Annotated in this window: 21 protein-coding genes; 11 read left to right on the top strand and 10 right to left on the bottom strand. The window is 38.3% G+C overall.

The window, feature by feature from the left end:
* Positions 1 to 189: 189 nt before the first annotated feature.
* Positions 190 to 1494, bottom strand: a complete 1305-nt coding sequence (gene thrC, locus PN450_RS03930; protein WP_148760117.1) for a threonine synthase — start codon at positions 1492 to 1494, stop codon at positions 190 to 192.
* Between the two features lie 412 nt (positions 1495 to 1906).
* Here thrC and PN450_RS03925 point away from each other — a divergent pair, with 412 nt between their 5' ends.
* From PN450_RS03925 to lepB, 6 genes are all read left to right on the top strand, one after another.
* Positions 1907 to 2188 (top strand): hypothetical protein, encoded by a 282-nt coding sequence (locus tag PN450_RS03925; protein WP_210422279.1) that lies wholly within the window; start codon positions 1907 to 1909, stop codon positions 2186 to 2188.
* Between the two features lie 77 nt (positions 2189 to 2265).
* Positions 2266 to 2760 (top strand): LysM peptidoglycan-binding domain-containing protein, encoded by a 495-nt coding sequence (locus PN450_RS03920; RefSeq protein WP_271835478.1) that lies wholly within the window; start codon positions 2266 to 2268, stop codon positions 2758 to 2760.
* On the top strand, positions 2757 to 2939 hold the full coding sequence (locus PN450_RS03915; RefSeq protein ID WP_148760121.1) for a hypothetical protein: 183 nt from the start codon (positions 2757 to 2759) through the stop codon (positions 2937 to 2939). The genes PN450_RS03920 and PN450_RS03915 overlap by 4 nt, the downstream gene beginning before the upstream one ends.
* Positions 2932 to 3423 carry a nucleotide exchange factor GrpE gene (locus tag PN450_RS03910; RefSeq protein ID WP_148760123.1) on the top strand — a complete coding sequence of 164 codons (492 nt, stop codon included), beginning with the start codon at positions 2932 to 2934 and terminating at the stop codon, positions 3421 to 3423. Before PN450_RS03915 ends, PN450_RS03910 begins: the two co-directional genes overlap by 8 nt.
* 18 nt (positions 3424 to 3441) lie before the next feature.
* Entirely contained in the window at positions 3442 to 3648 is a 207-nt protein-coding gene (locus tag PN450_RS03905; RefSeq protein WP_271835477.1) for a hypothetical protein, read from the top strand.
* Complete coding sequence (gene lepB, locus PN450_RS03900; RefSeq protein WP_015083240.1) at positions 3629 to 4201, top strand: signal peptidase I; 573 nt, start codon at positions 3629 to 3631, stop codon at positions 4199 to 4201. The genes PN450_RS03905 and lepB overlap by 20 nt, the downstream gene beginning before the upstream one ends.
* On the opposite strand, the gene PN450_RS03895 is transcribed toward lepB, so the two are convergent.
* The 3 genes from PN450_RS03895 to PN450_RS03885 form a co-directional block, all read right to left on the bottom strand.
* Positions 4193 to 4324: a hypothetical protein gene (locus tag PN450_RS03895; RefSeq protein WP_271835476.1), complete on the bottom strand. Its 132-nt coding sequence runs from the start codon at positions 4322 to 4324 to the stop codon at positions 4193 to 4195. The two genes, lepB and PN450_RS03895, sit on opposite strands and share 9 nt — an antisense overlap.
* 75 nt (positions 4325 to 4399) lie before the next feature.
* A complete protein-coding gene (locus PN450_RS03890; RefSeq protein ID WP_271835475.1) occupies positions 4400 to 4930 on the bottom strand; it encodes a ComEA family DNA-binding protein in 531 nt (176 codons plus the stop codon).
* Between the two features lie 48 nt (positions 4931 to 4978).
* Positions 4979 to 5350 carry an NINE protein gene (locus PN450_RS03885; protein ID WP_168697473.1) on the bottom strand — a complete coding sequence of 124 codons (372 nt, stop codon included), beginning with the start codon at positions 5348 to 5350 and terminating at the stop codon, positions 4979 to 4981.
* A gap of 385 nt (positions 5351 to 5735) precedes the next feature.
* Here PN450_RS03885 and PN450_RS03880 point away from each other — a divergent pair, with 385 nt between their 5' ends.
* Complete coding sequence (locus tag PN450_RS03880) at positions 5736 to 6662, top strand: J domain-containing protein (RefSeq protein WP_334311477.1); 927 nt, start codon at positions 5736 to 5738, stop codon at positions 6660 to 6662.
* Positions 6663 to 6826: 164 nt separating this feature from the next.
* Positions 6827 to 7150, top strand: coding sequence for a DUF1825 family protein (locus PN450_RS03875; RefSeq protein WP_148760129.1), 324 nt, complete (start codon positions 6827 to 6829; stop codon positions 7148 to 7150).
* Between the two features lie 75 nt (positions 7151 to 7225).
* Here PN450_RS03875 and PN450_RS03870 read toward each other — a convergent pair whose 3' ends face one another.
* Positions 7226 to 9148, bottom strand: a complete 1923-nt coding sequence (locus tag PN450_RS03870; protein WP_148760133.1) for a transglycosylase domain-containing protein — start codon at positions 9146 to 9148, stop codon at positions 7226 to 7228.
* A gap of 173 nt (positions 9149 to 9321) precedes the next feature.
* On the opposite strand from PN450_RS03870, the gene tyrS reads away from it, so the two are divergent.
* From tyrS to PN450_RS03855, 3 genes are all read left to right on the top strand, one after another.
* Complete coding sequence (gene tyrS / locus PN450_RS03865; RefSeq protein ID WP_174783190.1) at positions 9322 to 10512, top strand: tyrosine--tRNA ligase; 1191 nt, start codon at positions 9322 to 9324, stop codon at positions 10510 to 10512.
* 695 nt (positions 10513 to 11207) lie between these two features.
* Positions 11208 to 11918: an orotidine-5'-phosphate decarboxylase gene (gene pyrF / locus PN450_RS03860; RefSeq protein WP_271835474.1), complete on the top strand. Its 711-nt coding sequence runs from the start codon at positions 11208 to 11210 to the stop codon at positions 11916 to 11918.
* Positions 11919 to 12100: 182 nt separating this feature from the next.
* Positions 12101 to 12751, top strand: coding sequence for a hypothetical protein (locus PN450_RS03855; RefSeq protein WP_271835473.1), 651 nt, complete (start codon positions 12101 to 12103; stop codon positions 12749 to 12751).
* Positions 12752 to 12818: 67 nt separating this feature from the next.
* Here PN450_RS03855 and hemJ read toward each other — a convergent pair whose 3' ends face one another.
* The 5 genes from hemJ to PN450_RS03830 form a co-directional block, all read right to left on the bottom strand.
* Complete coding sequence (gene hemJ, locus PN450_RS03850; RefSeq protein ID WP_148760141.1) at positions 12819 to 13397, bottom strand: protoporphyrinogen oxidase HemJ; 579 nt, start codon at positions 13395 to 13397, stop codon at positions 12819 to 12821.
* A gap of 121 nt (positions 13398 to 13518) precedes the next feature.
* Positions 13519 to 14652, bottom strand: a complete 1134-nt coding sequence (locus PN450_RS03845) for a hypothetical protein (protein ID WP_015083227.1) — start codon at positions 14650 to 14652, stop codon at positions 13519 to 13521.
* A complete protein-coding gene (yhdJ, locus tag PN450_RS03840; protein WP_271835472.1) occupies positions 14633 to 15526 on the bottom strand; it encodes an adenine-specific DNA-methyltransferase in 894 nt (297 codons plus the stop codon). The genes PN450_RS03845 and yhdJ overlap by 20 nt, the downstream gene beginning before the upstream one ends.
* 241 nt (positions 15527 to 15767) lie before the next feature.
* Positions 15768 to 16619 (bottom strand): alpha/beta fold hydrolase, encoded by an 852-nt coding sequence (locus PN450_RS03835; RefSeq protein WP_271835471.1) that lies wholly within the window; start codon positions 16617 to 16619, stop codon positions 15768 to 15770.
* Between the two features lie 271 nt (positions 16620 to 16890).
* A complete protein-coding gene (locus PN450_RS03830; RefSeq protein ID WP_148760148.1) occupies positions 16891 to 18579 on the bottom strand; it encodes a potassium channel family protein in 1689 nt (562 codons plus the stop codon).
* Between the last annotated feature and the right edge of the window lie 175 nt (positions 18580 to 18754).

Here is an 18754-nt window from a genome sequence, read left to right as displayed (position 1 = left end):
GGCTACAGCTATGCCGAGACGAGATAAATCAGGGGTTTCTCCTTAATAAAACACTTCTTTGCGCTGATGGTTATTCCTACTTGCTAATTAATTCTATCATGTCACCGCGAATAAATTCGCCGTTGGCACTTCCTCCACACATCTATTGCCAAGTGGCTTCCGTGCCTTTCGTTCTATTTGGTGAAAGGATTAAACTGTAACTTCTTGCCATTCTAAGCGGTCAAGTGTGCGGGATCTTTCTAAAGCCCGTTCAAAACTGTCTAGTTTGGCATCAATTGTTAAAGGTTCACCAATGTAGCCTTGAATTGCTTCCTGGGTTTTCAAACCATTGCCAGTGATATAAACCACTGTAGTTTCATCTGGATCAATTTTGCCAGCTTCTACTAATTTTTTAAGAACAGCAACGGTTGTACCACCTGCGGTTTCGGTAAAGATACCTTCGGTTTCTGCCAATAGTTTGATACCTTCGATAATTTCGGCATCATTAACTGATTCAATATTACCATTGGTTTTTTGGGCGATTTCTACAGCATATACGCCATCGGCAGGGTTGCCAATCGCAATGGATTTAGCAATTGTGTTAGGTTTAACTGGTTGAATAAAGTCTCTACCTTCTTTAAAAGCTTTCGCAATGGGGGAACAACCTTCCGCTTGAGCGCCACTAAAGCGAACATCTTTATCCTCTACCAAACCAACTTCGACAAATTCTTGGAAACCTTTATAGATTTTGGTAAACAAAGAACCAGAAGCTAAAGGGGCAACTATATGATCTGGTAATTGCCAACCTAGTTGTTCTGCAACTTCAAAGGCTAATGTCTTAGAACCTTCAGAGTAGTAAGGACGCAGGTTAATATTCACAAAACCCCAACCGTGGGTATTGGCAACTTCTGAGCAAAGACGATTAACTTGATCATAGTTGCCTTTGACTGACATCAGGGTAGGACTATAAATCAAGCTACCGATGACTTTACCAGCTTCTAAGTCAGAAGGGATAAATACACAGCAATCTAAACCAGCGTAGGCGGCGATCGCTGCGGTAGAATTTGCTAAATTACCTGTACTAGCACAAGAAACAGTCGTAAAACCCAATTCTCTTGCTCTACTGAGGGCAACTGACACCACCCGATCCTTAAAGCTCAGGGTGGGCATATTGACGGCATCATTTTTAATATAAAGTTTATTTAGACCCAGGCGACGGGCAAGACGGTGGGAACGCACCAAGGGAGTCATTCCTGTTCCCACATCTATATAATCATCTGTAGCAACTGGCAAAAAGTGACGATAGCGCCAGATAGAATTGGGACCAGCTTCAATAGTTTCTCGACTAACTAAACTCCGCAGCACATTGTAATCATATTTGACTTCCAACGGTCCAAAACACAATTCACATACATGAGTGGCTTTAAGTTCGTATTCTGCTCCACATTCTTTACACTTCAAAGCCTTGAGAATAGAAGTGTTGGCTTGGTTGAGGTTTGTAATCGCCTGAGTCATAATTTTGCGTTCCCTGGGTATCCGTCAACTTTGGAATGATACTAGCACAAGGCAAAATCCACGTCAAACATACCCGACCATTTTTATCGGGTTTGGTTACTCAAGGGTTAGAACTGGTTGACGGATTTTTAGTTAAGTTCTCATTAATAATTAAATCCCATATTCCGCACTTCATTTTGTAATATGCGAATATTTCCTTAGTTTTATTTTTATTGTCTTTAAAAATACATATTTTATCAAATACTTTAAGCTTTAATACGTAAGATTTTGAACCTTATTAAGAATAATTCTTGAAAAGGGTCATACTAGATTATGAGTGTGGAATGTCGGTTAAAAAATAATCCCTTTGTGAAAGTAAGTTGTAATTTTTCAAGGGGGCAGGTAGATGAGAAAATCTATCAAGAATTAGAATATGATTCCTGAACTTCAGCCAGAACGACTACAAAACTTGAGTCAAGAATTACAATTTGCTATTAATACTAATAATATCTCCTCCATGGAGGATCACAGTCAAGAAACCAGAAGAGAAATTCGCAATTTACCTGATGAAGTCCAGTTAGTACAAGGTTGTATTCTCGCTATCCAACAAGCCAAAGCCGTTGCCCCTACTGAAGCTAATGCCATGTCTGACAAACTCTCTCGGATGTTAAATGCAGCCATCAGTAGTGATAGTAATGAGGTAGATCATTTATAGCGGGAATTAAAACCAGATGTGCAACATTGGTTAAATCAAGAATTACCCAGTCATAGTATTATCACGGGACTTACGCGATGAACACCAAAACTAAAGTTGATTGTCCTGTTTGCGGGTATCAAGGAATTGAGGGCAACATTTGTCCTAATTGTGATACTGATGTTTCTCTAATTCGCTCATTGGCAGAATTACCCCAGCAGCCAAAATCCTGGACAACAGGCATCGCTATCTTAATGCTGATGATTGGTATTACTATCGGTGTAGGAGGTAGTTTTTTTGCCCTGCAAACAGCTATATATACCGCAACAGTTCCTAAACCTACAGTTACTACTACTCCTAATCTCAGTCCCCAGGTAATTACCCCTGTCATTCCTAAACCAGCGTCACCACTAGCCACTTATACCGTAAAATCAGGAGATACTCTTAGTAGTATTGCTGGCAAGTTTTGTAGTAAACCTACTAATTGGCAATTAATCGTTGCCGCTAACGCCGAATTACAAAAACGGGAAAATAAATTAGATATAGATCAGGAGTTGAAAATTCCTAGTAGCTGTAAAAAGAAAACCCCATGATGATAGTTGATAGCTTCAAACAAGCTAGTCAGAAAGCTGAAAATTTTGCCCAAAAAAAACAACTGCGGGAAGCGGTAATTACTGCGGAAACGCTTTTGAGTAATCATCCTCATTCCCAAATTAACACTTGGGCTAACAAAATTCTAACTGTGCTATCTAAAGAGATTTCCCGTGCCTGACTTATCCCCAAACTATCTAATTAGTTTAGAATTACGAGAATTACTCGTCCAAAAACTCGGCATTCTGCAAAAAGATAATGTAGTATTACAGCAGTCTTTGAGAGAACAGCAAACCCAAACTACAGCCCAAACAGAAGATTTATTCTGGGAACTTTTAGAAGTTGCTGATGCCTTAGAAGCTTTATTAGACTATCTAGAAAACAATCCCAATCCTAGTCCAGAATTTATCGAACGCTTACCCAGATCCATAGGTGCAGTTAATCGCAAGTTTCTCGGTGTTTTAGGAAAGCGCCAACTTTTACCTATAGAATTACAAGAAGGCACAGAACCAGATTTTAACTTATGTCGCGTCATTGATCGGGAAGAAAGAACAGATATCCCAGACCAAACAATCACTAAAATTGTCCGTCGCGGATTTCATTTAGGTGAAAAAGTCCTCCGTCCCACAGAAGTCATTACCGCTAAATCAGATAATGGTCATTAGTCCGTTGTCCGTTGTCCGTTGTCAGTAGGGGCGAAGCATTTGGAAGATAAATTATCGGTCATTGCCAAAAATAGTTCTCCAAATGCTTCGCCCGTACAGTTGTCCGTTGTCCGTTGTCCGTTGTCCGTTGTCCATTGTCAGTGGGAAACATCTTCTCCCTGCTCCCTGCCTCCCCTACTCCTCTATCCCCCTTACACTGTTAACTATGACTCCTCACGAAAGTGATATAAAAGATGCTTCTTCACAAACAAAAATCTGGAGTGGTTGGCAGGAAAATTTAGTTTTAATAACTATTGCCCTGTGTTTAGCTCTGCTAATTCGGACATTTATCGCTGAACCACGCCTGATTCCATCAGAATCAATGTACCCTACTTTACACACAGGCGATCGCTTGGTCATAGAAAAAGTATCATACCGGATTCATCCTCCTAAAATCGGCGATATCGTCGTTTTTAACTCACCACCAGAATTACAAAGACGCGGATATTCTCAAAACCAAGCCTTTATCAAACGGGTAATTGGTGAACCAGGAGCAGTAATTAGCATCGCTCAAAGCAAAGTTTACCTCAACGGTACAGCCTTAACAGAAGACTACATTGCTGAACCACCAAATAGCCCATTTCCAGAAATCAAAGTCCCGGAAGGCGCATTTTTCGTCATGGGAGACAACCGCAATGATAGTAATGACTCTCGCTATTGGGGTTTTGTCCCCCGTCAAAACGTCATCGGTCGTGCTACATTTCGCTTCTGGCCTCTTGACCGTATCGGCTTAATCTAGTCCACTGACAACTGACCACTGTACGGGCGAAGCATTTGGAGAACTATTTTTGGCAATGACCGATAATTTATCTTCCAAATGCTTCGCCCCTACTGACAAATGACCACTGTACGGGCGAAGCATTTGGAGAACTATTTTTGGCAATGACCGATAATTTATCTTCCAAATGCTTCGCCCCTACTAACAACTGACCACTGACTAAAACCGCAAATAGTACATCAACTGAGCGATCGCATCCCCAGATAATTCTAAACGTTGTTGAAAATCTGCTAAACTCCGGTAAGAACCAGCAGCCAGACGGTTTTCCACAACTGTCTGTGCTAGGGATAAATCTATAAAAGGGATTTTGGCAAGACTTTCTACCGAAGCAGTATTAGGGTTAACTTGCTGGGGTTTATCGAGGGAATTTTGATCATAATAATTAAAATTCAGCAAAGGCTTGAGCGGTTCTAATCGTTGTACTGGCAAACCCAAAGCCGCAGCCACATCTTCGATACAATAGAATATCACACCAGCGCGAGAAAGTTCCACAAGCGATCGCCCTTGGTGAATTGACAACCCAGGTAAACGCAGCCAATCATCCACAGTGGCTTGATTAGCATCAATACCCAAACCCAATTCAGCGGCCATTTGTACCTCTTCCCCCGACTGTAAACGATAATAAGGATTATTCAGCAGCTTGGCGCGAAGCTTTTGCAATTTCAGATTTAAAGGTAGCCACTTATTCATTCTTAACCTGATCCTTTTACGAATTACCACTTACCAATTACCAATTACCTAAATCTGATCTAACATTTGCCGACGTTTTTTCTCAAACTCGTATTCAGAAATTAATCCATCTTGACGGAGTGTTTCTAACTCACGCAAAGCATTAGCAACTGATTCTACTTGATTCCCAACTTGGGTTGATACCTTCATTACTGATTCACCCAAATTAAAATACCGATCAAAAGTTTCTTCATCTTGAGTTAAATACCAAACCCCTTCAATAGCACAAGCTACCTTGGGAATCGGTGTCCAAGACAACAGAACATACAGTATTCCCCAAAGTGGCTGTCCCAAGTAGAATTTATGTAAACCCGAAATCGTTAATGTGCCAGAAAAGGCTAAAATAGCAGCAATAGTCCGGCTTTTTCGTTTAGTTAAGATCATTTTATCTATAGCCATTCTACTGGATTCATGAACTGATTAATTCTTCAGAGGGAACAGGGAACGGGCAACACTATGGCTTACACCACGCTTCGCTATCGACAAGCTCAGTGCATCGCAGAGAACAGAGAAAACTCATGTTTAAAAACATGAAATTGAAATAATGAAACTGTTTTTTTTGGGCTACGTATATTTTAAAAACATCTTTTTTTTGACTGAAGTTTTGAATTGGTGAAACTTTAGTTTCTTATCTGTTCCTTCTTCCCTCTTCCCTTTTTTTGTAATAATATAGAATTATTGCTTGCTTGACAGTCATGCTCAAAATATCGAATGGAACTTTAAGATAAAATTCAGTAATAGTCAAGATTAATTTGTAAATAATGATATGATGTCGCTCAATTCTCTATCAACAGAATGGTTAAACCTACTTTTTGATCCCTACGCTGTGCTAGGGGTGTCAGTGAATGCTGATGAACGTCAAATCAGTAAACGGTATTATATTCTAGCAAAGTTGCTACATCCTGATAACTATATCAAGCATAACCAACCAGATCAGGAATTAGCTCAAGCAGTATTTACACAATTGATTAATCCAGCTTATGAACAACTCAATCAGACAAAAAAACGCTTAAATGCAATAAATTTACTACGCTCAGAAGCAGAAGTTTTAGATCCACAGAAAGTCAGTGCTATCAAAGTTTCTACCATTCAGGCAATATCAACAATGTCTGCTGAAGAAGCAGAATTATTTTACGAAGACGTAGTTACATCCTATGGGTATGAGCAATATCATTCATTACCTCAGTCATGTCACATAACACAGCAATTAAGTACGTTAAATATAGTCTATCTATCACACCAAAAACCAAACAGTCCACTGGCTAATCAATCTAAATCTATCATCCCCCAAGAAGAAGACCAGAGACCTCCAGACACCTCATCTTCAAGCACAATTCTCAAACCAGAGCCAATAAACTATGCTCAAGCTTACTATGAGAGAGCCGTAGAATATTATAATCAGGAAAACTGGAACTTAGCAGTAAAAGAACTGCGAGATGCTATTAAATTAGACCTAACTAACAGTGATTACTACGCACTACTGGGAGTAGTCCATTTTCACCAGAAATTTATAGGCATGAGTAAAGTCTACATCCGTCAAGCATTAAAAATTAATCCTCAACAACCACTAGCTTTAAAATACGCTGCCCTTTTGCCAATTCAAGTCAATGAAACAGTTAATCCTCAATCAATGTCCAAAGCCTTGAGTATTGCTTCTTTCTTAGGTAAGTTTTTATCAACCAAACTTCATTAACATCCCCCCTAACTCTATCCACTTGAAGTCAAGTAGTGAAATTTCGGTAAAAACTCCTACTTGAACCGAAGTAGTTTCCCTAGATGAATCTTCTACACTAAAATGGGAACAGAGACAAAATTTGAAGCTACTGAAGTCATAGCACTCAGTTAAAGAAAAGCAAAATGGGATTCTTCGACTCGGAAATAGTCCAGCAAGAAGCCAAGCAATTGTTTGAAGATTATCAAGCACTGATTCAGCTTGGCAACAGCTACGGCAAATTTGACCGCGAGGGCAAAAAGCTGTTTATTGAGCAAATGGAATCCATGATGGACAGATATCGCGTCTTTATGAAGCGGTTCGAGCTATCAGAGGATTTCATGGCGCAAATGACCATAGAGCAACTAAAAACTCAACTAGGTCAGTTTGGGGTAACTCCACAGCAAATGTTTGGACAAATGAACGTGACATTAGAAAGGATGAAAGCGGAATTGGAACAAACAAAATGACTGGGAACAGGGAACAGGGGAGGCAGTGGGAAAATTCTTTCTCCCACTGACAACGGACAACGGACAACTAACCAATTAATTTGATTTGGGACGGGGAAACTGAGAAGGAGGCTTAAACTTTTCTATAGGTACATCCTTGAGTGCTTTGGTCATAAAATCTCGCCAAACGGGAGCTACCATGCCGCCACCGGTTGCCCCACTAGCCAACTGTTTACTGTCATCCCTACCCACCCAAACAGCAGTAGTTAGTTGGGGTACAGTACCTACAAACCAAATATCCTTTTCTGAGGATGTAGTTCCTGTTTTACCCGCACTGGGGCGATTTATAGCAGCACCTTTTCCCGTACCTTCGGTCATTACTGAAGTCATGATATCAATAGTCGCTGCTGATGCCCAAGGGTCAAGAACTTGTTTAGGTTTGGGTGTATTATCGAGAATCACGTTACCAGCACTATCTGTAATTCTCACAATTACAGTAGATGGTGACTGCCAGCCATAATTAGCAAAGGTAGCATAGGCACTGGCCATTTCTAGGGGAGTGACACCAATAGCACCCAAAGGTAAAGAGGTAACAGGTTCCATGGGACTCATAATTCCTAATGTCCGGCAGGTTTCAATCACCTTATTCATCCCCACCGATTTACCAAGTTTAATCACTGGGATGTTTCGAGATTGAGCGAGGGCTTTGCGAATTGACATCGCTCCGGCAAAGCCACCATCATAGTTTCTTGGGAAGTACCTATTATTACCATCTTGGTAGCTGACTGGAGCATCTATCACTGTGCTATCTGGTGCATATTTGCCAGTAGCAAAGGCGGTATAGTAAACAAATGGTTTAAATGAAGAGCCTGGTTGTCGTTGAGCTTGTGTAGCTCGGTTAAATTCACTGGCTTTGTAATCTACACCACCGACAAGGGCTTTCACAAAATGGGTGCGGGGATCAATTGACACTAAGGCCATTTGATTCTTATTCAACCCTTGAGACTGAAGCTTTTCATGCCAATCTCTAACGGTTTCTTCGGCCATTGCTTGGAATTTAGCATCAACCGTAGTTTGGACGCGCATTCCCCCTTTGAGCAGAGAATCACGTCCAAATTTTTTCGCCAACTCTTGGGCTACAGTATTCGTAATATAAGGTGAGGCACTACCTTGAAAAGACCTGATTTTACCCAGTTTAATTGGTTGTTTCAGGGCATCATCATATTCTTTTTGGGTAATCCAATTCAATTCGATCATTCGCCCCAGAACTTCCTTTTGTTTCTGTTTAGCCAACTTCATACTGGCAAAAGGGCTAAACTCTTCTGGTGCTTGGATTAAACCCGCCATCATAGCTGATTCACCCAAAGTTAAATATTCTGCTGATTTATTAAAATAACTGCGGGCTGCTGTTTGCACACCGTAGTTATTATGACCCCAATAAACTTGATTGAGGTACATTTCTAGAATTTCCTCTTTGCTGAGGATTTGCTCTAACCGAATTGCTAGGACAGCCTCGGCTAACTTCCGCGTAAATGCCCGTTTTTGAGACAAAAATAAGTTTTTTACTAACTGCATGGTGATGGTAGAACCACCTTCTTTTACGCCACCTGCTACCATGTTGACTATGACGGCACGGCCAACACCAGTGGGATTAATCCCGTGATGATCGTAAAAGTGACCATCTTCACTGGCCAAAACTGCGCGTTTGAGGTTGGGGGAAACTTTATTTAATGGTACTACTTCTCGGTTAGCCTCTCCGTGGATGCCAGTTAAAAGTTTGCCTTTTATATCGTATATGTAAGTTGTTTCCGAGGGGAAAAAGTTTTTTATTTGTCTAACATCTGGTAAATTACGGAAACTAATGGCTAAACCTACCAGTGTTCCCGCCACAATAGAGCTTGTTAAGAGTGTCATGGATAGCAGCGTACCCCCAGTTATCTGACCGACTCCTTTAAAAAACTCAAATCCAGATGAATCCTTCTCTTGTGGTTGTTTGTTTGCAAAAGTCCTAGACGACACGGCGATCTCACTTCCTCACTTGTAAATTTAAATGTAATTCATTAAATGGAAAAAGACAGTTAATTTTTTGCAATTATAGTAATCTGACAGGAAAAAGAACAGATAATTGGTTTGTGAACATAACAAACTTAACTTTTAGAGTGGAAAGTATAGTTAATAGCGAATTTCTTAGTATGACGCAAAGTTTCTCTTGGTTGCATCGTGGTGTGGCAGAAATTTTTCCCCATAATGGTGATAATGATCCGGAAAGTTTGGAAAAGCGGTTACTCAATTCTGACTGTCCGTTAAGGATTAAACTGGGTATTGACCCGACTGGGGCAGATATTCATTTGGGTCATAGTATACCTGTACGGAAATTACGGGCTTTTCAAGATGCTGGTCATACAGCGGTACTGATTATTGGTGATTTTACTGCCCGAATTGGTGATCCTACTGGTAAATCTGAGGTGCGTCGTCAACTTACGGAAGCTGATGTGGCACAAAATGCCCAAACTTATCTTGACCAAGTCCGTCCTATTTTAGATTTTGATACTCCCGGTAGGTTAGAAGTCCGTTATAACTCAGAATGGCTTTCCCGTCTAGATTTGGGGAAAACTTTGGAGTTACTTTCCACAATGACGGTCGGACAAATGTTGGCTAAGGAAGGTTTTGCGGAACGTTATAAACAAGAGAGTCCTATTTTTCTCCATGAGTTCCTGTATCCACTGATGCAAGGTTATGATTCTGTGGCTGTGGAAGCTGATGTGGAATTGGGAGGGACTGATCAAAAATTTAACATCGCTGTGGGACGAGATCTACAACGTCATTTTGGTCTAAAACCTCAATTTGGACTGTTATTACCAATTTTAATTGGGACTGATGGTGTCCAAAAAATGTCTAAGTCTTTGGGTAATTATGTGGGGTTGGGTGAACATCCTTCCCAAAAGTATCAAAAACTTCAAGGTATACCAGATAATTTACTGTCACAGTATTTTGAACTGCTCACAGATTTATCTTTGGATGGTCTGCCAGAAAACCCGCGCCACGCCCAAGAATTTTTAGCCTGGGAAATTGTCCGTCAGTATCACGGTGAACAAGCGGCTAATGAGGCGAAGGAGGCGGCAAAAAGTGGTGGGAAGGAGGGAGCATTACCAGAATTTTCTCTGGCTGCTGTTCCTCAATTTCCGGCGAAATTAGCGTTTATTTTAGGTGCTACCGGTTTATGTAAAAGTACAGCCGAAGGTAAACGGAAAATTCAGGAGGGTGGAGTGAGGATAAATAGTGATAAGATTGCTGATGCGGATTTAAGTTTTTCTACACCTGATGATTTATATGATAAGGTGTTACAGGTGGGTAAGAAGAATTTTGTGCGGTTGGTAAAGTAGCTGTCAGCTATCAGCACTCCAGAGTCAGTCAGGGAATCTATTCCCTGTCTAAAAATAAGAATGACTTTGATGTTTTTATTTATCTTATTTAAAATTTTTATCGTTAGCATGATTTTAATATCTTTGCTGATTCCGTTATCATAAACTGTCTATTTTGTCAACCCACCCTTGACGTTGCTTTACAAAACTACATCAAGGTATTTCTAAATTTGTCCAAAAAATTCTCTATCACTCCTGAATATTTTCCCCGTCCTCACTTTCCCTATTTCTCAAATACCTATAAATAAAGGATTTCCAGATTGTACTTCCTACAATTTTAGAAAATTGATATACTACGCCTAAATTATGAAATTTTACCAAATCGCTGAAACTATTGCAAGATCGTTGATAAATAGAAATTATTCTCAATAAAATATTAAGAAAATATAAATATGAAGTTATATTAATTTTTCCAGAATAGAAATATTTAAACTATTTTCCAAATATATATAATTTAAACTTATAAATTAAGGAAATAACAGGGTTAAGAGCAAAATTTTTGTTGTACTCTATTACACAGTATTTATATGTTATTAAACACTTGTAGGCTTTAATTAAGTAAATCTAATTGTTAAACTACTCAAAAGTAGTCATATTAAACATCGCTATTAAAGTATAATAAATTGGATAATATGTAATAAGTAATAACCAGAATTATGAATGATGAAAAAATAATTGTTCCTTTAGATGTACCAGATTTAGAGAGTGCGATCGCTCTTGTTGATAAACTTCCCCAAGTCACTTTCTGGAAAGTTGGTTTGGAGTTGTTTACTAGCACTGGTCCCAAGATTCTGGAAATCCTCAAATCTCAAGAAAAGCGGATTTTCCTAGATTTGAAATTCCACGATATCCCCAATACTGTCGCCGGTGCTTGTCGCGCTGCGGCTGGTTATGGGGTGGATTTATTGACAATTCACGCAACTTGTGGTAATGATGCTTTAAAAGCTGCGGCGGAAGCGGTGCAAATTGGGGCGGAAAAAGCCGGGACAAAACCACCTAAGTTAATCGCTATTACCTTGTTAACCAGTATTTCGGCGCGACAATTGGCGGTTGATTTAAAAATACCTTTAGAATTGCCAGAATTTGCTTTAGAAATGGCACTGTTGGCACAGAATTCTGGTTTAAATGGGGTCGTTTGTTCTCCCCAAGAGGTGCAACAATTAAGAGCAAGTTGTGAAAAAGACTTTTTGCTGGTTTGTCCAGGGGTGCGGCCAACATGGGCTGAGAAGGGAGATCAAAAGCGATCGCTCACTCCCTCTCAAGCTATCACAGCGGGTGCAGACTATCTCGTTATCGGTCGTCCCATTACTGCGGCGGCTGTTCCTGAGTTAGCTTGGAATCAGATTTTAGAGGAGTTGAAGATATAATCTGATTATCAAGATAGTTCTTCCTCGTCATCTTCATGATAACAAATTCAAAATCAATTGTCAACCTCCTTAATACTATTTTTTTGCCTTTGTTGGGAGTAAATTAATAACGAGCAAATATTTGAATCAAATCGGTTTTACGTTTTACGTTAATTAGACACCAATTGTAGCAAAGATGAGCAATGCTAAACCCTGACTGTAGTTTAGGAATTCCAGAGGAAAAAAGCAAAAGGAAGAAGAAAGTAAATTTCTCTCCTGCTTTTTGGTGCTTATATTTGATAGCCTGTAATTGCTGGCTGTTTATTTCTCCTGGATTTCATTACTCCGCTTATGCTAAAAATATTCCTCCCAAACCTGTAAATCCCAAAATTAGTAATTCTTGTTCTGAGCAAAGTTTAGAAACTTTGACAACTCAGCTAATGTTAGATTTACCTAGCTATACTAATCGTGTTATCCAGCGTGCGCGTATTCTGAAACGGAGTGTTGATACTTTTTCCTATATCTTAGCTGCTGGTAAACCAGAGTTTGAACCTTTACCATTAAATCCAAGTATTGATAATGGGGATAAGTATAACGCCGAAGGAGTAAAACAGGTTTTCTTTACTACCCTAGAACGGACATATATCCACAAAAAACCTGTGGAATTACAAGAATTTCACAGGCTATTTTTGACAAAAACGAACATTGGTTGGACTGTGGTAATGATGTTTACCCAAGACGGTAGTTATCCAGTCAAACCACCTATCGCACCACCGAGAAATAGTAGTAACGGGGCGATCGCTCAAGGTGTTAAACTATGGTTACGGGATTGTCAAGCTGGCAGTGTTCGATAATCATATCATTGTTTTTGTTTCGCGCAGAGGCGCAGAGAAGCAAAGGCGCAAAGGAAGAAATACATGATTACCCTTGGGGAATTTGATTTAATTCTGCTGTCAGTTTTTCTTGATTGCGTCTGCGGATTTTGGCGTAAAGTTGAATACTCACAGCCATGAAAATCACTAAACCAAAAATTAACCAAGCTGTAATATCCGTTGGTAAGTTATTCTTAAATGTCGCCAACATCACAATTACAACTAATAAAAGTGTTGGTGCTTCATTTAATGCGCGTAAACTTTGACCAGTCCACTTACATTCATTCGCTGCTAACTGCTTCATTAATCTTCCACAGTAATAATGATAGCCAATTAAAATCCCTACAAACCCTAATTTGAAATGTAACCAAGGTTCTTGTAACAGTTCCATGTTTGTAGATAAGATTCCAATGGCCATTGCTACCGTTACGCACATACCTGGAGTGGTAATAATATCGTAAAGACGCTTTTCCATGATTTGATACTGGTTTTTCAGTATCGTTCTTGCTGGTTCTGGTTCAAGGTTCGCTTCAACGTGGTAGATAAACAACCGCACTAGGTAAAATAACCCCGCAAACCAAACCACAAAGCCAATAATATGAAATGCTTTAAACCACGAATAAGCCATGAATCCTAACCTACCTTCATCAATTTACAAATGATTGCATCTACTCTCATTATCAGGTTATGGTGATTTTACAGCAAGGATGCAGGTAGGTTAAGAAGTGTAAATCTTATATTTATCATCATCATATTTCATCCTCAACTACTTCTTCTTCCATATTGAACTCAACTCGACTTTGTAAAACTATTTCTTCAATTACTTGAATACCCCTTTGAAAATCTAAGACTTTATTAAAACGAAGTATTAACTCTGGAATATTTATCACTTCCTCTATACATTCCATATATTTCTTAATAATAGCTTTGATTTGATATCTTATCCTGGCTTGTTCCTCAATATTTTTGAGTAAATATTCAACTTCATCCTCAGTTTTGATTACAAAAGTAACTGGATATTTTTGTACCTTATCAATATCTAAAAAATATTTTCCCGTATCTAAAGTTTCTGTAACTTGAAAAAACCTTCCCAGAGGCTTCATAACAAAATCTATCCCACCATCATTTGCATTTGTGCGTCCAGTCTTATACAAAATCAAATGATCAACATTTAGTTCATATTGTGACCAACCCCAGTATATTTTTTGTTCTGCATAATACTGTTTTAAAATCGCATAACTCACAATTTCAAATACTCTAGCATCTACATTTGGCTTTAATAGACTTCTAATAAATTCAATTGCTGCTTCAGATGACTGATTTTGAATTTCCATCATTTTTTGACAATAAATCATGAATTCATTGAATGATTTCATTCTGGCTTGAATATAAGCATCAATGATATCTTTAACAGATTCAGAAATATTGATTAATTGCTCACCAATTTCGATTTTTAAAAGATTTTCATTAATCCAATATCTATTTGTTGTTGAATCTCTTATTATTGGTAAATAATCTGAGGTGCGAAAATATTTTTTAAATTCTTCATTTAAACGATGATTTAGAGCATGATTTTGAAGTTTCCTTCCAAAAGGTAGTTCTCTTTGTCTCATTAATAGAGTAGTATATTGTGCGCCTTCATAATCTTCATAGCCATTCTGTATATGAAAGTTATTTTGCAAATAATCTTCAATTAAAACATATATAGCATAATGATTAGCAAAGCTGGCTCTTGATTTTGAACCACGATTTGCAGCTTTAGTTTTAAGATTGATGTATTGTAATAATTGACTATTGTTTAAAATGATATCTCCATCTCCAGGAAAATATTTATTAAGAATATTAATTATTGTTTTCGTGAAATCATGCTGTAGTATTTGCATCAAAGATACTCCCTTGGATAAAATCTAAATCTACTTTTTTACCATTTTTATTTTTGATATTATGGTTTTTCTGTGGTGGTAAGAGTTTTTCTCCTTTATATTCTGCCATTTTTAAAACCCTTCTTAACCCAATTTTTAGATATTCTTCTTGTAGTTCAATACTGATAGATTCCCTACCTAAAACTTTAGCTACAGCAGCAGTTGTAAAAGTTCCAGCAAAAGGATCAAGTATTAAGCTTCCTTCATGGCTACTTGCTAAAATAATTCTTTCTAATAATGACTCTGGTTTTTGTGAAGGATGGTTTTCGTATTCTTCCATGCGATATCTCACACGAGGAAAATACCAAGCATTACCGGGTACTTTTTCTGTATTATAGGGAGTAGGAACTGATTTTCTGTAATCAATTAATTTACGTTGTGCGCCTGTTTTTGCTTCAACTTTGATATCATCTGCATTAAAAATATAATTATTTTTATTTTTGACACAATGAAGAATAGGTTCATACATTGAACCAAAGTATTTTGTAGCTTGAACTCCAGAACTATCATAATGCCATATTATGCGACTGAGAATAGTTAATTTTTTTCTCAAGTAAATATCAAAATAAGGCATTGCTTGGGTACTTGTCATCACATAAATTGTACCATTTTGTTTGAGAATGCGAATACATTCATCAAGCCATTGATATGACCAATTTATATATTCTGCTTCTGATTCCCATTTATCATGGAAATTACCAAATTTCTTACCTATATTATAGGGAGGATCGATAAAAATTAAATCTACTGATTCTGAAGGAATATGATTTGATAAAATGCTAATAGCATCACCATGAAAGATGGTATGTTGTTGATTTTTATATTGTTCAATCATTATTTTAAATAGGTAGAAAAGATTTTGAATGTGCAGATCAAAAACTGATATAGTATTTCCTCGTCTAAAGAAGTACAAAAACATCTGCGTTTGTCTGCGTTTATCTGCGTTTAATTATTACTTCTTTTACCTCACTTGAATAGGAATTGCTATAAAGTAATATATCATGTGACTTTACTATCCTTCTTCTCAGAAATACATAAAAGAGGGATAGCAGAGAACAAGAAACACAGGTTTATAACTAATTCGATTGGGAACGCCGGACAAATGAGAGTAAATCCTGTAAAATCACTTCATGATAATGTTCTTGGGGATAATGTCCCACATTATTAAGTTTAATTATTTCACCATTGGCGACAGATTTAACGAAAGTTTCCGCCATATCTACAGATAACCAAGGATCAATCATTCCCCATTGTGCTAAAATAGGTTGTGGCCATCCTTTAAAGCCATTTTCTATTTCTATCATCGCTTTTTCTAGTTGGAAATTGCGAATTGTGGTGAGGAGACTTCTCCCAGAAGCAGAACTTTTCAAAAATGGTTTTCTATAAATATCTAAATCTTCATCTTCAATGCGGTAACGACTCCCACCTTCCAATGTTCTATCAACCAACAAAGGATCTTGGGTAATGATATCTCCAGCCAATGGTAAACCCATTTGTTTGATTTTCCAAGGAATTTTGGCAGAAGTAGAAATTGGTGTATTTAAAATCGCTATATTAGCAATCTTTTCAGGATGACGTAAGGCATATTGTAACCCAACTGAACCTAAAAATCCTTGGACAACTAAGGAAAATCTTTCTAATTCTAAGGCTTTAACAAATCCTTCCAAAGCTGTGATAAATGCGTCTGGAGTATAAGCAAAATCCTGTTTTTCTGGTTTACTGGAAAATCCGTAACCAATCCAGTCAGGTGCGATCGCTCTATTTCCCTGTGCTGCTAAACTGGGAATAACATTTCTCCAACTATAACTTTGAGAAACTAACCCGTGTAAGCATAACACAGGGATTAAATCAGTTCTCCCAATCGGTTCAGCTTCCCGATAAAACCATTCTAAAGAATCTACCGTAATTTTATGTTCTTGAATTGACACGCTATTTTCCTATTTGGGAATGCAATAACACTGTACAAGTGCTACATTATCATCCTACAAATAGGTAACAGGTGAGCAAATTCAACCTTTGCGCCTTTGCGCGTGCATCTTTCAGAGTAACTTCGTTAACGCGCAGCGTGCCGTAGGCATAACATAATTCCCAAAAAAAGAAAAAAATTTCGCATTTTATAGATAAAGGGGGTTGACTTGCGGCTGAGAATCTGATATCATTGAAACTGATGAGGAAGAACTATCTTGCCATAAAAATTAATTAAACTCCAATACCTTTTCCTTCTTCTCGCCATAACTGATTTAACCTGTTAGCGGGCATGGTTAAATACAAAACATCTCCAGGGGCGAGAATCGTTTCTAATAAATCCCAGCCTTGTACAGTTTCGTGGTTGATTTCCACATACAAAGGCACAAAATCCGCCAACTTGGCCACATCTTTCACCCACTCATCACAAAAAGGGTGTATTGGTGTAATTGTGGTGGCAAAAGCTACCCATAAATTATCAGCAATAATGCCATTACCAATAATCCTACCACCTAGGGCAGCAGCAGCGAAGGCAGGGGCAGCTAGTTCAGCGGGACTGAGTACAGCTTCAAAGTCAAATACCTGTTGTGCTATACCAGCAAAATCGGGATCAGCATAGTTGACAATCACAGGAATATTTGGTGCTAAAGCCTTAGCTTTGAGAGCAATTTCCAAATTAGTAGCATCATTGCTAGTGACAGCTAAAACTGCGGTAGCTGTGTTGATATTACTTGACTGTAGAGTAGCGCGAAAACTGGCATCAGCAAGGATGACAGGAATACTCATACCTCTAGCAGTAGTCACATATCTATTATTAGCGTCTGTTTCAATTACTACTACTTCATGGCCACTCAGATGTAATTGTTGAACAATTCTAATGCCGATACCACTTAAACCGCAAACAATATAATGATTATGTTGGGGAATTCTCGCTGCGTCTAAAAATTGTTTTAAGCGACTACCCAGGATAAAATCTGTCAGCGTAGCGTACCAAAGCCCAATTACCACAGCCCCAATTAGCATAATGACAACGGTAAATAATTTGATGCTATCAGGGGCATTTTCTACGACTTTATCATTACCACCAGCCCCTGTAATCATGCCGACAGCAAAATATAAAGCATCAACAAAAGAGAGATTATGCTTACTAGCAACATAGGTAAATGTAGAGAGTAAAATAATTACTAATAAAGCTATTGCCATGCCGACAACTGATTGGGCGTGTTTCTGAAATTCCCTAATATTAGCAAAAGCTTTGATTAATTTTCTAATAAATGATTTACGTTGTGGACGAATGCGGGGTTGAGTGCCAATAATTAAGCGATCACCTACTTTTAATTGTTGATCTAATAACACTGCTGAAACTACATTCATTTTCCCTTGGATAGGGACATAATAAATCAGCATTCGCGTTGGATCTTCCCATAAACAGCTAATTTTTCTACCCTTCCAAGCATGATTTTCGTGAATATATTCTTCTTGAATTGGCCAAGTTTGCTCAAGTAATTTAATTTGGCCAATGGCTTTGTTTCCTAAAGCGGCAAAGGTAAATACTGGTGCGGCTAAACCCACAACACTCAAACTTAAATGATTTGACAAAGTTTGATCAAGACGTTCACCTAAATTCGTATTATAAAAACGGTTAATAATCCGAATTTGGGGATTAAGTACCCGTGCTTGCATCATGATTGATAAATTTAGGGCATCATCAGAAGTCGCAATTACTAAAGTATGTGCTTCGGTAATTCCCGCTGCTTGCAAAGTGGCAACTGCCTGTAACTCACCAACAATTACATTAGCAGCAGTTTCACCAGCAACGGGTTTGCGATGAATACCTACTACTAAAGCCCCATGTTCTCTCAGTAACCGAAATATTTTATATCCGGTACGCCCTAAGCCGCAAACAATAATTCGAGGTTTCATAAAACCGCAGCATAAAATTTATATAAATGGCTACATAGGGGGTGCTGAAAAAGTTGTCTGTGAGGGCTAGGAGTCAGGAGTCAGGAGTCAGGAGTCAGGAGGAAGAATTAGAAGAAGAGAAGAATAGTATTGAATCTGGTCAAGTGATAGGTTTTTGCTGATTTCAACCCTTATT

This window comes from Dolichospermum lemmermannii CS-548 (genome assembly GCF_028330815.1).
Lineage (GTDB): Bacteria > Cyanobacteriota > Cyanobacteriia > Cyanobacteriales > Nostocaceae > Dolichospermum > Dolichospermum lemmermannii.
The sequence above is the reverse complement of the archived record's forward strand: the minus strand, read 5'-3'. Positions and strand labels throughout refer to the sequence as shown.

Coding starts and splice junctions, on each gene's coding strand:
- PN450_RS03855 (WP_271835473.1), top strand. CDS start 12,101: ATGCTAAACCCTGACTGTAGTTTAGGAATTCCAGAGGAAAAAAGCAAA.
- PN450_RS03845 (WP_015083227.1), bottom strand. CDS start 14,652: ATGCAAATACTACAGCATGATTTCACGAAAACAATAATTAATATTCTT.
- PN450_RS03895 (WP_271835476.1), bottom strand. CDS start 4,324: ATGCTTCGCCCGTACAGTGGTCATTTGTCAGTAGGGGCGAAGCATTTG.
- PN450_RS03915 (WP_148760121.1), top strand. CDS start 2,757: ATGATGATAGTTGATAGCTTCAAACAAGCTAGTCAGAAAGCTGAAAAT.
- pyrF (WP_271835474.1), top strand. CDS start 11,208: ATGAATGATGAAAAAATAATTGTTCCTTTAGATGTACCAGATTTAGAG.
- lepB (WP_015083240.1), top strand. CDS start 3,629: ATGACTCCTCACGAAAGTGATATAAAAGATGCTTCTTCACAAACAAAA.
- PN450_RS03830 (WP_148760148.1), bottom strand. CDS start 18,579: ATGAAACCTCGAATTATTGTTTGCGGCTTAGGGCGTACCGGATATAAA.
- PN450_RS03880 (WP_334311477.1), top strand. CDS start 5,736: ATGATGTCGCTCAATTCTCTATCAACAGAATGGTTAAACCTACTTTTT.
- PN450_RS03875 (WP_148760129.1), top strand. CDS start 6,827: ATGGGATTCTTCGACTCGGAAATAGTCCAGCAAGAAGCCAAGCAATTG.
- tyrS (WP_174783190.1), top strand. CDS start 9,322: ATGACGCAAAGTTTCTCTTGGTTGCATCGTGGTGTGGCAGAAATTTTT.
- PN450_RS03925 (WP_210422279.1), top strand. CDS start 1,907: ATGATTCCTGAACTTCAGCCAGAACGACTACAAAACTTGAGTCAAGAA.
- PN450_RS03890 (WP_271835475.1), bottom strand. CDS start 4,930: ATGAATAAGTGGCTACCTTTAAATCTGAAATTGCAAAAGCTTCGCGCC.
- thrC (WP_148760117.1), bottom strand. CDS start 1,494: ATGACTCAGGCGATTACAAACCTCAACCAAGCCAACACTTCTATTCTC.
- hemJ (WP_148760141.1), bottom strand. CDS start 13,397: ATGGCTTATTCGTGGTTTAAAGCATTTCATATTATTGGCTTTGTGGTT.
- yhdJ (WP_271835472.1), bottom strand. CDS start 15,526: ATGATTGAACAATATAAAAATCAACAACATACCATCTTTCATGGTGAT.
- PN450_RS03920 (WP_271835478.1), top strand. CDS start 2,266: ATGAACACCAAAACTAAAGTTGATTGTCCTGTTTGCGGGTATCAAGGA.